The 13,229-nt window shown below is 63.4% G+C and carries 12 protein-coding genes; 7 read left to right on the top strand and 5 right to left on the bottom strand.

Annotated elements, in window-relative coordinates; all coding sequences use genetic code 11:
* Positions 1 to 115: 115 nt before the first annotated feature.
* On the bottom strand, positions 116 to 1,501 hold the full coding sequence (gene cysS / locus YUU_RS0117975; protein WP_027523647.1) for a cysteine--tRNA ligase: 1,386 nt from the start codon (positions 1,499 to 1,501) through the stop codon (positions 116 to 118).
* Between the two features lie 293 nt (positions 1,502 to 1,794).
* Between cysS and YUU_RS0117970 the strand changes: the two genes are divergently transcribed.
* Both YUU_RS0117970 and YUU_RS0117965 read left to right on the top strand, forming a co-directional pair.
* Positions 1,795 to 2,100, top strand: coding sequence for a hypothetical protein (locus tag YUU_RS0117970; protein ID WP_027523646.1), 306 nt, complete (start codon positions 1,795 to 1,797; stop codon positions 2,098 to 2,100).
* A 124-nt stretch (positions 2,101 to 2,224) separates the two neighbouring features.
* Complete coding sequence (locus YUU_RS0117965) at positions 2,225 to 3,421, top strand: DUF2865 domain-containing protein (RefSeq protein ID WP_027523645.1); 1,197 nt, start codon at positions 2,225 to 2,227, stop codon at positions 3,419 to 3,421.
* Between the two features lie 73 nt (positions 3,422 to 3,494).
* Here YUU_RS0117965 and YUU_RS0117960 read toward each other — a convergent pair whose 3' ends face one another.
* Positions 3,495 to 4,403 carry a DUF2189 domain-containing protein gene (locus YUU_RS0117960; protein WP_027523644.1) on the bottom strand — a complete coding sequence of 303 codons (909 nt, stop codon included), beginning with the start codon at positions 4,401 to 4,403 and terminating at the stop codon, positions 3,495 to 3,497.
* 550 nt (positions 4,404 to 4,953) lie between these two features.
* Between YUU_RS0117960 and YUU_RS0117955 the strand changes: the two genes are divergently transcribed.
* The 5 genes from YUU_RS0117955 (at position 4,954) to YUU_RS0117935 (ending at position 9,487) form a co-directional block, all read left to right on the top strand.
* On the top strand, positions 4,954 to 5,787 hold the full coding sequence (locus tag YUU_RS0117955) for a cytochrome c oxidase subunit II (protein ID WP_027523643.1): 834 nt from the start codon (positions 4,954 to 4,956) through the stop codon (positions 5,785 to 5,787).
* A gap of 80 nt (positions 5,788 to 5,867) precedes the next feature.
* Entirely contained in the window at positions 5,868 to 7,646 is a 1,779-nt protein-coding gene (locus YUU_RS0117950; RefSeq protein ID WP_027523642.1) for a cbb3-type cytochrome c oxidase subunit I, read from the top strand.
* Entirely contained in the window at positions 7,643 to 8,347 is a 705-nt protein-coding gene (locus YUU_RS0117945) for a cytochrome c oxidase subunit 3 (protein WP_027523641.1), read from the top strand. The genes YUU_RS0117950 and YUU_RS0117945 overlap by 4 nt, the downstream gene beginning before the upstream one ends.
* 15 nt (positions 8,348 to 8,362) lie before the next feature.
* A complete protein-coding gene (locus YUU_RS0117940) occupies positions 8,363 to 9,085 on the top strand; it encodes a heme-copper oxidase subunit III family protein (protein WP_027523640.1) in 723 nt (240 codons plus the stop codon).
* Between the two features lie 9 nt (positions 9,086 to 9,094).
* Positions 9,095 to 9,487 carry a cytochrome C oxidase subunit IV family protein gene (locus YUU_RS0117935; protein WP_027523639.1) on the top strand — a complete coding sequence of 131 codons (393 nt, stop codon included), beginning with the start codon at positions 9,095 to 9,097 and terminating at the stop codon, positions 9,485 to 9,487.
* A 210-nt stretch (positions 9,488 to 9,697) separates the two neighbouring features.
* On the opposite strand, the gene YUU_RS0117930 is transcribed toward YUU_RS0117935, so the two are convergent.
* The 3 genes from YUU_RS0117930 to YUU_RS0117920 are packed head-to-tail and all read right to left on the bottom strand — an operon-like array spanning position 9,698 to position 13,206.
* A complete protein-coding gene (locus YUU_RS0117930; RefSeq protein ID WP_027523638.1) occupies positions 9,698 to 11,455 on the bottom strand; it encodes an NAD+ synthase in 1,758 nt (585 codons plus the stop codon).
* Between the two features lie 4 nt (positions 11,456 to 11,459).
* Positions 11,460 to 11,813 (bottom strand): diacylglycerol kinase, encoded by a 354-nt coding sequence (locus YUU_RS0117925; protein WP_027523637.1) that lies wholly within the window; start codon positions 11,811 to 11,813, stop codon positions 11,460 to 11,462.
* Positions 11,814 to 11,817: 4 nt separating this feature from the next.
* A complete protein-coding gene (locus tag YUU_RS0117920) occupies positions 11,818 to 13,206 on the bottom strand; it encodes a class II 3-deoxy-7-phosphoheptulonate synthase (protein WP_027523636.1) in 1,389 nt (462 codons plus the stop codon).
* Positions 13,207 to 13,229 lie beyond the last annotated feature (23 nt).

Genomic DNA, 13,229 nt, shown 5'->3' with positions numbered 1-13,229 from the left:
GATCGTCACCACATTCCGTACAGTTTCAGCGCCAGCGCAACCGCGCCGGCAAGGAGCAGAATCTTCAGCACGATGTAGTAAAGCCAGTGCCTGGGAAAAGGCGTATCGGGACGGCTCATCGCGCGATCTCCCAGGTCGTGCCCTCCTTGGAGTCCTTGATCGCAACGCCCATCGCGGCGAGCTGATCGCGGATGCGGTCGGACTCCTTGAAGTCTTTCCGCGCACGTGCCGCCGTGCGCTCCGAGATCAAACGGTCGATTTCGCTGGCATCGACACCACTTGCCTGCCGCTTCCGTCCCTCCCACTGCGCCGCAGTTTCGGACAGGAAGCCAAGCAGCCGCAGTGACGCCGTCAGGCCGGCGGCGTCGGACGCGTTGCGCAGACCATGCAGCGCCGCGATGGTCTGCGGCGTGTTGAGGTCGTCCAGCAACGGCTCGATCACCGACGTGGCCGGCTTGCCGGGCGGAACGTCCGCCGCGACACGATACCAGTCGTCGAGCGTCTTGCCGCTCTCCTCCAGCGATTTCAGGGTCCAGTCGATCGGCGAACGGTAATGCGTCTTGAGCATGTTCAGACGCAGCACCTCACCCGGCCAATCCGCAAGCAGGTCGCGGATGGTGATGAAGTTGCCGAGGCTCTTCGACATCTTCTCGCTCTCGACCTGGAGGAAGCCGTTGTGCATCCAATAGTTCGCCATGCGCGACTGGTGGAACGCGCAGCAGCTCTGCGCGACCTCGTTCTCGTGATGCGGAAACACGAGATCGATGCCGCCGCCGTGAATGTCGAAATGCGTGCCGAGATGCTTCCAGGCCATGGCCGAGCACTCGATGTGCCAGCCCGGGCGCCCCTCTGCCTTGATGCCGGCCGGCGACGGCCATGACGGCTCGCCGGGCTTTGACGGTTTCCACAGCACGAAGTCGGTGTTCCCTCGCTTGTAGGGCGCGACATCGACACGGGCACCGGCGACCATCTCGTCCAGCGAGCGATTGGACAGCGCGCCATAGCGAGGCAGCTCGGAATTGGCCGCGTTCATGGCCTGCGGCGAGAACAGCACGTGGTCCTCGGCAACATAGGCAAAACCGCCGGCGATCAGCTTTTCGATGATCTCGCGCATCTCGCCGATATGCTCGGTTGCGCGCGGCTCGACGCTCGGCCGAAGCGCACCGAGTGCGTCGACGTCGGCGTGAAACTGCCGCCCCGTCTCCTCGGTGACCTTGCCGATCGCCTCGTTGAGCGGCAGCCCTGGAAAATCCCGCGCGGCGCGGTCGTTGATCTTGTCGTCGACATCGGTGATGTTGCGGACATATTTGACGTGCGCCTCGCCATAGAGGTGGCGGAGCAGCCGAAACAGCACGTCGAACACGATCACCGGCCGCGCATTGCCGATATGGGCGAAGTCGTAGACGGTCGGTCCGCAGACATACATGCGGACGTTCTTTGGATCGAGCGGCACAAAAGTGCGCTTTTCCCTCGTCAGCGTATCGTGAAGACGCAAGTCCATGACAACCCATCCCTATCGGCCGGGCCGGGCGTCCAGTGCTCTCAATATGTTTTGAGAAAAGACGGCTCCAGCCAGCGAATCGCTAGCTCGTAATCTCGCGGCAAATGGCGCAAATGGCGAGGAGACCGTTCATGCGGAACATATGGGCCACAAGCGGGCCTGCCGTCAAGTGAGCCGCGAAAAAGCCGCTTTCTCTGCTCAAAGCGCCCGCGTCCCGCCACCAGGGTTAATCATCCTTAACCTTTTGAGTTTACTCATGTGATGGCGGTTCCTCCCAAGCTACGGTGCTTTCCATGCGATCCCTTCCGGCACTTCTTTGCTGTGCCTTCATCATCGCCGCCTCCAGCGCCTCGGCGGAGACCAGCGTCTTCATCATCGCCAACCAGGCGGACGGCTACGGCGTCGACCAGTGCCTGGCCAAGGGTGAACAGTGCGGCGCGCACGCCGCCCGCTCCTATTGCCAGTCCCGGGACTTTGCCCAGGCCTCGTCCTACCGCCGGGTCGATCCCGACGAAATTACCGGCTCCGTCCCCAAATCAGGCGCAAATTGCTCCCATGGCCATTGCGACGATTACGTCGCAATCACCTGCCAGCGCTGAATTCGGTCGGAGCTGGCGGACCTTAGGTCCAATCATCGCCCCCGAAACGACGTGACGATGCCCCGAGAAGCGGGTATTGGAGGGCGCGCACCGGCCCCATGTTTGGGGCCGTGACATCGCTAGAATGGCGGATATGCCGGAATTTTTGTCTTCTCTCTCTCGCTCCCGTTCGATCCTTGCCGGCGCCGCGCTGATCAGCGCGCTCGCCCTCGGCACTGACGCTCTCGCACAATCAGGTCCCCCCGGGCCGCCGCCGCCCGCGCAAGCCGCGCCCGGAGCGAACCCGATCTGCTCGCGGCTGGAAGGCCAGCTTGCCGCGCTCGACCGTGGCGGCAGCGGCGATCCCGCCAAGGACGACCAGATCCGCCGCTACCAGGATTCAGCGACCCGCCAGCAGGCCGAGCTCGATCGCCTCACCTCGCAGGCCAAGCGTATGGGCTGCGACAGTTCCGGCTTCTTCTCGCTGTTCAACAACCAGTCGGCGCAATGCGGTCCGGTCAACACCCAGATCCAGCAGATGCGGGCGAATCTCGACCAGATCACCTCCAATCTCGAACGCTTACGCGCCGGCGGTCCTGGCAGCTACAGCCCCGACCGCGACAACCAGCGCCGATCGGTGCTGGTCGCGCTCGCGCAGAACAATTGCGGCCCGCAATATGCCAACGCCGCGCAGTCGCAAGGCCCCGGCAATTTCCTCAGCAACCTGTTTGGCGGCGGCAACAATCCTAATAATCCTCCACCCGGCACACCGCCCGCCGATCTCGGCCCGCAGTCGGGCACTTATCGTACTGTCTGTGTCCGCACCTGCGACGGCGCCTACTTTCCGGTTTCGTTCGCCACCGTCCCGGCACGCTTCCCCGACGACGAGAGGACCTGCAAGGCGCTGTGCCCGGCGGCCGACGCTGCGCTCTACGCCTATCGCAATCCCGGCGAGGACATGAACGCGGCGGTCTCCGTCAGCGGCCAGCCCTACACCGCGCTCCCGAACGCCTTCAAATTCCGCAGCGAGTTCAACCCGTCCTGCTCGTGCAAGGCCGCGGGCCAGAGCTGGGCTGACGCGCTGAAATCGGCCGACGACAAGGCGGCGGCCGAGCAGCAGGGTGACATCATCGTCACCGAAGAGAGCGCCAAGAAGATGCAGCAGCGGCAGCTCACCAAGGGTGCGCCGGCCAACGGCAAGAAGGGTGCACCTCCGGCTACGGCTACGGCGAGCGCACCGGCGACGGCTGCACCGGCGGATTCCACGCCGACGACGCCCCCGAGCGAGAACAAGCCGATCCGCTCAGTCGGTCCGACCTTCCTGCCGCAGCAGCAGAAGTAGCTGGTCCCTACTCTACTGTCATGCCCCGCCTTCGCGAAGGCGGGGCATCCAGTACTCCGCGGCCCTTGCGCTGTTACTGCTCGCCCTCGCGGCTCCACGGGAAGAGATTGGCCGGGAAATCCGCGGCATAGCGCTTTCCCTTCGGGGGCGGCGGCGCCTCGTCCGGTGGATTTGGATTCGGCTCGACCACCCTCCGATAAAGATGCCAGGTGGCATGGCCGAGCACCGGAAGGACGACGGCGAGACCGACGAAGAGCGGTAGCGAGCCGATCACGAGCAGCGCCGCGACGATGAGGCCCCACGCAGCCATCGCAACCGGATTCGCCGCCACCGCTCGCAGCGATGTGCGGATCGCATCGATCGCAGTCGCATGCCGGTCGAGCATCAACGGAAACGACACCACGCTGACGCACAGGGCCACGACCGCAAACACGAAGCCGACACCACAACCCACGATGATGAGCGACCAGCCCTCCGGTGTGGTCAGCACGCGCGTTGCGAAGTCGGGAATGCTCGCGGCTGCCGCGTGGCCGAAGATTGAGACATAGATCGCGTTCGCGACACCGATCCAGGCCCCGAACAGGACGAGCAGGAGCACGCCGAGCTCGACCATGGCGCCGAACGACGGTGCCCGCAGCACCTTGATCGCGTCCCATGCATCGACCTCCTCGCCGCGTTCGCGGCGACGGCTGAGCTCGTAGAGACCGATCGCGGCAAAGGGTCCGATCAAGGCAAATCCGGCCGCTAGCGGAAACAATAGCGGCAGCACCGAATGGCCGAGGACCATCCTGAACAGGACGAGGCCGAGAACGGGATAAATCACGCATACGACGATCGCGTGACTTGGCATTGCCTGGAAATCTTCCCAACCCAGGCGCAGCGCTTCTCGAAGGTCGGACAGGTCGATCTTGCGAACGGGATAAGAGACCGCTTCGCCGAACACGTGCCGTCTTATGAGGTCGTGGGAGTACAGAGTGGCCATGAATGCACCCTCCCGTGCTGAAAGCCGCGGTGGCGATACCACGCGCTTTTCAGCCACGCGCGTCCGCCTCACGAGCGAGAGACGCGATGGACCGAGTACGGCAACCCAGGTTCAGCGAAACGACCCTGGCCGGACGGAACCCGCCGCGACCTGCCCGCACAAGCTTAGCGCGCACGACGCACCGCTGTGCTCACGGTTGGGTGATCGTGCATCCGCGCAGATTTGTGCGCTGCGCAACCCGGCAAGTCCGGCGACTGACGCCCATCGTCTTGCGCGGCAGTGCACAGTTCGTCCGCGCCAAATGAACTCCAGCATGCGCTATTGACGCCGGGTTCGGCGGGGATCATTTTAAAACGCAGACACCCAAAGCTCCGATGAAATTGACGGTCGCGACCTTTTCTTGATTTTGCGACCGGTGGAATGGGCGAAGCAAGAGGCGCGGCGATGGCGAACATGCCAACGTAGATGCCAACTTAGTCAGCCATCGCGACAGACGTGAGCTCCGCCCTGGAATCGTATCCGCAGCCTTCGATGGCAAGGATGGATCAGGATGGCTGTCGCACTGATACTGCTTCTGGTCGCGATCGGCTCGGTGCTGTTTCACCTCTACAGCCCGTGGTGGTGGACGCCGATCGCCACCGACTGGGCGTATATCGACCACACCATCAACATCACGTTCTGGATCACGGGCTTCGTTTTCGTCGCGGTCATCGCCTTCATGGCCTATTGCGTCTTCCGCTTTCACCACAAAGAGGGAAGACGGGCTGACTACAATCCGGAAAACAAAAAGCTCGAATGGTGGCTGAGCGTCGGGACCGGCGTCGGCGTCGCGGCCATGCTGGCGCCCGGCCTCGTGGTCTGGCACCAGTTCGTGACGGTGCCTGCGGATGCCACCGAGGTCGAGGTGATGGGCCAGCAATGGCAATGGAGCTTCCGTCTTCCGGGCAAGGATGGGCGATTGGGCACATCCGATGTCCGCAACATCGGTTCCGACAATCCGTTGGGACTCAATCGCGACGATCCGCAAGCGCAGGACGACGTCGTGATCGAGAACGGCGATCTGCACCTTCAAGTGGGAAAGCCGGTCAAGATTCTTCTCCGCTCAGTTGATGTCCTGCACGATTTCTACGTGCCCGAATTCCGGGCCAAAATGGACATGGTCCCAGGCATGGTCACCTTCTTCTGGATCAAGCCGATCCGAACCGGAACGTTCGACGTTCTCTGCGCGGAGCTTTGCGGCGCTGCGCACTATCAAATGCGTGCCAAGGTGATCGTCGACGACGAGGGCGAATATCACGCCTGGCTGGAGCAGCAGAAAACGTTCGCAGACTTGTCGCCCGCAAAAGCCGTCGTGAAGGCGACGTACCAATCCGGCGGCAAGTAAGAAGGTGCCGCTGGGAAAATAGATCGGGTGCGTGAGACCAGCTCATTGTCCCCGAAGGAAACGACCGAGGAGATATTTCTATGGTCGATGTCCCATATGATACCGTCGCCGGCATTCCGCCTGCCGAAGTACCTGATGTCGAGCTCTATCATCCGAGGAGCTGGTGGACACGGTACGTCTTCTCGCAGGACGCCAAGGTGATCGCCATTCAGTACGCGCTGACAGCCTCGGCGATCGGGCTGGTGGCCCTGGCGCTGTCGTGGCTGATGCGACTGCAATTGGGATTCCCCGGCACCTTCTCCTTCATCGATGCCAACCAGTACCTCCAGTTCATCACCATGCACGGCATGATCATGGTGATCTACCTGCTCACGGCATTGTTCCTGGGCGGCTTCGGCAACTACCTGATCCCGCTGATGGTCGGCGCCCGCGACATGGTCTTCCCGTATGTGAACATGCTGAGCTACTGGGTCTACCTGCTCGCAGTCCTGGTGCTGGCCTCGACATTCTTCGTGCCCGGCGGCCCGACCGGCGCCGGCTGGACGCTGTACCCGCCGCAGGCGATCCTCTCCGGAACGCCCGGGCAGGATTGGGGCATCATTCTCATGATGTCGTCCCTGATCCTGTTCATCATCGGCTTCACCATGGGCGGACTGAACTACGTGGTGACGGTGCTGCAGGCGCGCACCCGCGGCATGACGTTGATGCGGCTGCCCTTGACGGTGTGGGGCATTTTCACGGCGACCGTCATGGCGCTGCTGGCATTCCCCGCGCTCTTCGTTGCCTCGGTGATGCTGCTGCTCGACCGTCTGCTGGGAACCAGCTTCTTCATGCCTTCCCTCGTCGAAATGGGCCAACTGTCGAAATATGGTGGCGGCAGCCCGCTGCTCTTCCAGCACCTGTTCTGGTTCTTTGGCCACCCCGAAGTCTACATCGTAGCCCTGCCCGCCTTCGGGATCGTCTCCGATCTGATCAGCACACATGCGCGCAAAAACATCTTCGGCTACCGCATGATGGTCTGGGCGATCGTGGCCATCGGCGCGCTCAGCTTCATCGTTTGGGCGCACCACATGTATGTGAGCGGCATGTTCCCACAATTCGGGTACTTCTTCGCCACCACGACGCTCATCATCGCCATCCCGACCGCGATCAAGGTCTACAACTGGGTGCTGACCCTGTGGCGCGGCGACATTCATCTCAGGGTGCCGATGCTGTTCGCCCTCGGCTTCATCATCACCTTCGTGAACGGCGGACTGACCGGCCTCTTCCTCGGCAACGTCGTCGTGGATGTGCCCCTGTCGGATACCATGTTCGTGGTCGCGCATTTCCACATGGTGATGGGCGTGGCGCCGATCATGGTCGTGCTCGGGGCGATCTATCATTGGTACCCCAAGGTCACGGGGCGGATGCTGAACGACGCGCTCGGCAAGTTTCACTTCTGGGTCACTTTCCTCGGCGCCTACCTGATCTTCTTCCCCATGCACTATCTCGGGCTGCTCGGAGTTCCACGCAGGTACTTCGAACTCGGCGACGCAGCGTTCATCCCGCCCTCGGCCCATTCACTGAACGCCTTCATCTCCGTGGTGGCCTTGACCGTCGGCTTCAGCCAAATGGTGTTCCTGTTCAATCTTGCCTGGAGCCTGTTCAAAGGTGAGCCCTCGGGCGGCAATCCGTGGCGGGCGACGACGCTGGAGTGGCAGACGCCGGAGACGCCGCCCGGGCACGGCAACTGGGGCAAGGAGCTCCCGATCGTCTATCGCTGGGCCTATGACTACAGCGTACCCGGCGCCGAAGAGGACTTCATTCCGCAGAACCAGCCGCCGCGTGCAACGAGAGCCGTTCAGGGAGCTGCTTCGTGAGCGCCATCGTCCTTTTCCTGGCGATGATCGCGATCATCGCCGGATGGTGGCTCTCGCAGCAACGGCTGACCGCCAAGCCATGGCTGGAGGAAGGTTCGGTCGGCGATTTCCCCGGCGGCGACGCCATGGCATGGCCGGCGGCGAAGGTCGGACTAGGCGTGTTCCTCGCTGTCGCGAGTTGTCTGTTCGTCCTCTTCATCAGCGCCTACTCCATGCGCATGTCCGTGGTGGACTGGCGGGCCCTGCCCGTGCCGAAACTGCTGTGGCTCAACACGGGCGTCCTGGTCCTGAGCAGCGTCGCGCTGCAATGGTCATATGTGGCTGCGCGCCGGGGCGACGCCGAGAGCGTCATGGTCGGCCTGCTCGCGGGCGGCGTAGCTGCCGTGATCTTCCTGGCCGGGCAACTCCTGGCCTGGCAGCAGCTCAGCGCGGCCGGATATTTCGTGGCGTCCAATCCGGCCAATTCCTTCTTCTACCTGTTGACCGCAGTGCACGGGCTGCATCTGACGGGTGGCCTGGTAGCCCTCGGGCGAACCTCGGCCAAGGTGTGGCGCGGCGCCGAGATCGCCGACATGCGCTTGAGCGTGGAACTATGCACCATCTACTGGCACTTCCTGCTGCTGGTCTGGCTTGTTCTGCTCGGGCTGCTCACGGGATGGACGGACAATTTCGTCGACATCTGCCGCCAATTGCTGAGCTAGGGAGGGCGAGACCAGATGGCAGAGACTGTGCTGACAACCTCCGGACAATCGCCTGCACGGCCTGAAGGCTGGCGCGGCATCGCCGCCGACTGGGCGTCCGATCAGCGCGCTTTCAAGAACGTGTCCTGGGGCAAGGCCATGATGTGGATCTTCCTCCTCAGCGACACCTTCATCTTCAGTTGCTTCCTGCTCTCCTACATGACGGCGCGCATGTCGACGACCGTGCCGTGGCCCAACCCCAGCGAAGTCTTCGCCCTCAACTTCGCCGGCAAGCAGATCCCGCTCATCCTGATCGCCATCATGACCTTCATCCTGATCAGCAGCAGCGGGACAATGGCGATGGCCGTCAATTTCGGCTACCGCCGCGATCGCGTCAGAACCGCAGCCTTGATGCTGGTCACGGCGGCGTTCGGTGCAACCTTCGTCGGCATGCAGGCTTTCGAATGGACCAAGCTGATCAGGGAGGGCGTCCGGCCCTGGGGCAATCCGTGGGGCGCGGAGCAGTTCGGCTCAAGCTTCTTCATGATCACGGGCTTCCACGGCACCCATGTGACGATCGGCGTGATTTTCCTGATCGCGATCGCACGCAAGGTCCTGCGCGGCGACTTCGACGTCGGCAGGCGCGGCTTCTTCACGAGCCGCAAGGGATATTACGAGATCGTCGAGATCATGGGCCTGTACTGGCACTTCGTCGATCTCGTATGGGTTTTTATCTTTGCGCTTTTCTATCTTTGGTGAGGTCGGCGCATGACAAACGCAGCATTACCCATGGAAGGACAGCTCCAGGCTCATGCGCATGATGCAGTCGCAGTGCCTGCCGTACACACCAAGGGTCAGCAGCACCCGATCAAGCTCTACCTCGTGGTCTGGGGATGGCTGTTCGTTCTCAGCACCTGCTCCTATCTGGTCGACTACTTTGGCCTGCATGGTTATCTCAGGTGGTCGCTGATCCTGCTGTTCATGGTGTTGAAGGCCGGTTTGATCGTCGCCGTCTTCATGCACATGGCCTGGGAACGGCTGGCCCTGGCCTACGCCATCCTGGCGCCGCCGATCGCGGTGTTGGTCTTTGTGGCGATCATGGTGCTCGAATCCGAATACACGCACCTCCTGCGGGTGCTGTTCTTCGCGGCCCCGTCTTAGCAGTACGCGAGTTCGTACCTCGCGCGAACATGCCCCGCCACCGGGTCTCGCCTTCGGCGAGCCCGATGACAGGCTCCGGGGCATCCAGTACTCCGCGACAGGAGTCGGTTTCTACAACGTCCGCCGCGGAGTACTGGATCATCCGCTTTCGCGGATGATGACGGCGTAGTGGGCGGCGGGACCGTCCGCCTCACCAGCATGCGCTAACCATCACCCCTCGAACGCGTCGATCGAGGCGCGGCTGCCGCGTGACACCAGCGTGTCGTCCGGCACAGGCAGTGGATCGCCCTTGTCGCGGAAGCGGTTGGTGATGGGATAGCGGCGGTCGCGACCGAAATTCTTGCGCGTCACCTTCACGCCCGGCGCGGCCTGGCGGCGCTTGTATTCGGCGATGTTGAGGAGATGGTCGATCCGCGTCGCTATCGCACGGTCGAAGCCTGCGGCAATGGTCTCTTCCAGCGGCTCCTCGCGCTCGACCAGGCGCTCGAGCACCGCATCGAGCAGTTCGTAGGGCGGCAACGAGTCCTGATCGAGCTGGTTCTCGCGCAACTCCGCCGTCGGCGGGCGCGTGATGATGTCAGGCGGAATGACCTCGCCGGAGGGGCCAAGCGCGCCATCCGGCTTCCAGCTATTTCGCAGGGACGCCAGCCGAAACACCTGCGTCTTGTAAATGTCCTTGATCGGGTTGAAGCCGCCATTCATGTCGCCATAGAGCGTGGCGTAGCCGACCGACATCTCCGACTTGTTGCCGGTGGTCACCACCATCAAGCCGGTCTTGTTGGAGATCGCCATCAGCAGCGTGCCGCGGGTGCGCGCCTGGAGGTTTTCCTCGGTCATATCGGGCGGCAGATTCTTGAAGATATCGGAGAGGATGGTCCCAAAACCGTTGACCGCCTCTGCGATCGGGAGCACCTCGTAACGGATCCCGAGGTGGCCTGCGAGCTCGCCGGCATCCGCGATCGAGCTTGGCGCCGTGAAGCGATACGGCAGCATCACGCCATGCACCTGATCCGCGCCGAGCGCATCGACGGCGATCGCCGCGCACAGGGCTGAATCGATGCCGCCGGAAATGCCGAGCAACACACCGGGAAAACCGTTCTTGCCGACATAGTCGCGCAAGCCGAGCATGCAGGCCATATAGTCGGCTCTGTCGCCTTCGGGCAGCTGCGCAACCGGACCCGTGCAGCGCCAATCATCGCCGGTCTTGGTGAAGTGCAGCGTGGTGACGCTCTCCTCGAATGCCGGCAGCTGCGCGGCAAGTGAGAGATCGCCGTTCAGCGCGAACGAAGCGCCGTCGAACACCAGCTCGTCCTGGCCGCAGACCTGATTGAGATAGACCAGCGGCAGGCCGCTTTCGGTCACGCGCGCGACCGCGACCGACAAGCGCACGTCGCCCTTGTCGCGGGCGTAAGGCGAGCCGTTGGGCACGAGGATGATCTCGGCGCCGGTCTCGGCCAGCGTCTCGACGACGTTCTCGTAGTCCTCGGATTCCTCCAGCCAGATGTCCTCGCAGATCGGCACGCCGATCCGCACGCCGCGCACGGTCACCGGGCCGGCCGCAGGGCCGCGCGCAAACAGCCGCTTCTCGTCGAACACGCCGTAGTTCGGCAGATTGGCCTTGAAGCGCAGGCCCGCGATGCGGCCGCCATCGAGCAGCGCACAGGCATTGTAGAGCTTGCCCTCCTCGACCCAGGGCGTGCCAACCAGCATGGCGGGGCCGCCATCGGCGGTCTCGCGCGCAAGGCTTTCGATCGCGACGCGGCAGGCGGCCTGGAAGGCCGGCTTCTGCACGAGGTCTTCGGGCGGATAGCCGGCGATGAACAATTCCGGAAACAGCACGAGATCGGCGCGGTCTGCAGCGGCGTGCGCGCGCGCCGCGCGCGCCTTCGCGGCATTGCCGTCGATATCGCCCACCGTCGGATTGAGCTGGGCGAGCGTCACGGCGAACTGGCTGACGCGTTCGTTCATCTGGCTAGATCAGCCCTACCCGCTCCACGATGGCGAAGATCCAGAACGCGCCCGCCATCAACAGCGCGACACCGACGGCGGCCGAGCCCATGTCCTTGACCTGACCGATCTGCTTGTCGTGATCGAGCGTCAGGCGATCGGCGAGCTTCTCGACCGCCGTGTTGAGCAGCTCGACAACCAGCACGAAGGCGACGGCACAGACCAGCTCGACCGTGCGCATCGCGGTCGCGCCAATGAACCAGGCCAGCGGCAGCGACAGCAAAAGCGCAAATATCTCCTCGCGGATGGCCTGCTCTGAACGAAAAGCAAAGGCCAGACCGTTGCGCGAGTTGATCGTGGCCTTCCAGAGCCGCAGCAAGGTCTTAAAGGCCCGCTGCGACCGGCATCGGCCTGGCCTTGCCGGCACGATCCTGCTTCAAGAGCTCCGCGATCAGGAAAGCCATGTCGATCGACTGCTCGGCATTGAGGCGGGGGTCGCAGACCGTGTGATAGCGGTCGTTGAGATCCTCGTCGGTGATCGCGCGAGCGCCGCCGAGACATTCGGTGACGTCCTTGCCGGTCATCTCCAGATGCACGCCGCCGGCATGCGTTCCTTCGGCCGCGTGGATCGCGAAGAACGACTTCACCTCCGACAGAATGCGGTCGAAGGGCCGCGTCTTGTAGCCGGTGGTGGAGGTGATGGTGTTGCCGTGCATGGGATCGCAGGACCAGACCACCACCTTGCCCTCGCGCTGCACGGCGCGGATCATGTTCGGCAGATGCTCGCCGACCTTGTCGGAGCCGAAGCGGCCGATCAGCGTCAACCGTCCGGGCTCGTTGTCGGGGTTGAGCACGTCGATCAGCTTCAAGAGCTCATCGGGCTTCAGCGACGGGCCGCACTTCAGCCCGATCGGGTTCTTGATGCCGCGGAAATATTCGACATGGCCGTGGTCGAGCTGCCGCGTGCGGTCGCCGATCCAGATCATGTGGCCGCTCGTCGCGTACCAGTCGCCGGTGGTGGAATCGACGCGGGTCATCGCCTGCTCGTAGCCGAGCAGCAGCGCCTCGTGGCTGGTGTAGAAATCGGTCGCGCGCAGCTCGGGATGGCTCTCCAGATCGAGGCCGCAGGCGCGCATGAAGTTCAGCGCGTCCGAGATGCGGTCGGCCAGCTCCTTGTAGCGGCGGGACTGCGGAGAATCCTTCAGGAAGCCGAGCATCCACTGATGCACGCTGCCGAGATTGGCGAAGCCGCCGGTCGCGAACGCGCGGAGCAGGTTCAGCGTCGCCGCCGACTGGCGGTACGCCATCAGCTGGCGCTGCGGATCGGGCACTCGCGCTTCCTTGGTGAAGGCGATGTCGTTGACGATATCGCCGCGATAGCTCGGCAGCTCGATGCCATCGACCTTTTCCGTCGGCGAGGAGCGCGGTTTTGCGAACTGCCCGGCGATACGGCCGACCTTCACCACCGGGACGGCCCCGGCATAGGTCAGCACGACCGCCATCTGGAGCAGCACGCGGAAGAAGTCGCGGATGTTGTTGGCACCGTGCTCGGCGAAGCTCTCGGCGCAGTCGCCGCCCTGGAGCAGGAACGCTTCGCCTGCAGCGACGCGAGCCAGCGCCTTCTTCAGATTGCGCGCTTCGCCCGCGAACACCAGCGGCGGAAAGCTCGCAAGCTGCGCCTCGACATCGGCCAACGCCTTGGCGTCGGGATAGTCGGGGACCTGCAGCACGGGCTTGCTGCGCCAGCTCTCGGGTGTCCACCGCTCGGACATCGTAAATCCTCTTTCCTAAAGCA

This window comes from Bradyrhizobium sp. Ec3.3, assembly GCF_000472925.1.
Classification (GTDB): Bacteria; Pseudomonadota; Alphaproteobacteria; order Rhizobiales; family Xanthobacteraceae; genus Bradyrhizobium.
Note: the sequence above shows the minus strand (reverse complement) of the source record. Positions and strands in the feature narration are given on the sequence as shown.

Bases quoted from the DNA above. Each gene is read 5' to 3' on its own strand.
- YUU_RS0117965 (WP_027523645.1), top strand. From the start codon at position 2,225: ATGGCGGATATGCCGGAATTTTTGTCTTCTCTCTCTCGCTCCCGTTCG.
- YUU_RS0117955 (WP_027523643.1), top strand. From the start codon at position 4,954: ATGGCTGTCGCACTGATACTGCTTCTGGTCGCGATCGGCTCGGTGCTG.
- YUU_RS0117970 (WP_027523646.1), top strand. From the start codon at position 1,795: ATGCGATCCCTTCCGGCACTTCTTTGCTGTGCCTTCATCATCGCCGCC.
- YUU_RS0117930 (WP_027523638.1), bottom strand. From the start codon at position 11,455: ATGAACGAACGCGTCAGCCAGTTCGCCGTGACGCTCGCCCAGCTCAAT.
- YUU_RS0117920 (WP_027523636.1), bottom strand. From the start codon at position 13,206: ATGTCCGAGCGGTGGACACCCGAGAGCTGGCGCAGCAAGCCCGTGCTG.
- YUU_RS0117940 (WP_027523640.1), top strand. From the start codon at position 8,363: ATGGCAGAGACTGTGCTGACAACCTCCGGACAATCGCCTGCACGGCCT.
- cysS (WP_027523647.1), bottom strand. From the start codon at position 1,501: ATGGACTTGCGTCTTCACGATACGCTGACGAGGGAAAAGCGCACTTTT.
- YUU_RS0117950 (WP_027523642.1), top strand. From the start codon at position 5,868: ATGGTCGATGTCCCATATGATACCGTCGCCGGCATTCCGCCTGCCGAA.
- YUU_RS0117935 (WP_027523639.1), top strand. From the start codon at position 9,095: ATGACAAACGCAGCATTACCCATGGAAGGACAGCTCCAGGCTCATGCG.
- YUU_RS0117960 (WP_027523644.1), bottom strand. From the start codon at position 4,403: ATGGCCACTCTGTACTCCCACGACCTCATAAGACGGCACGTGTTCGGC.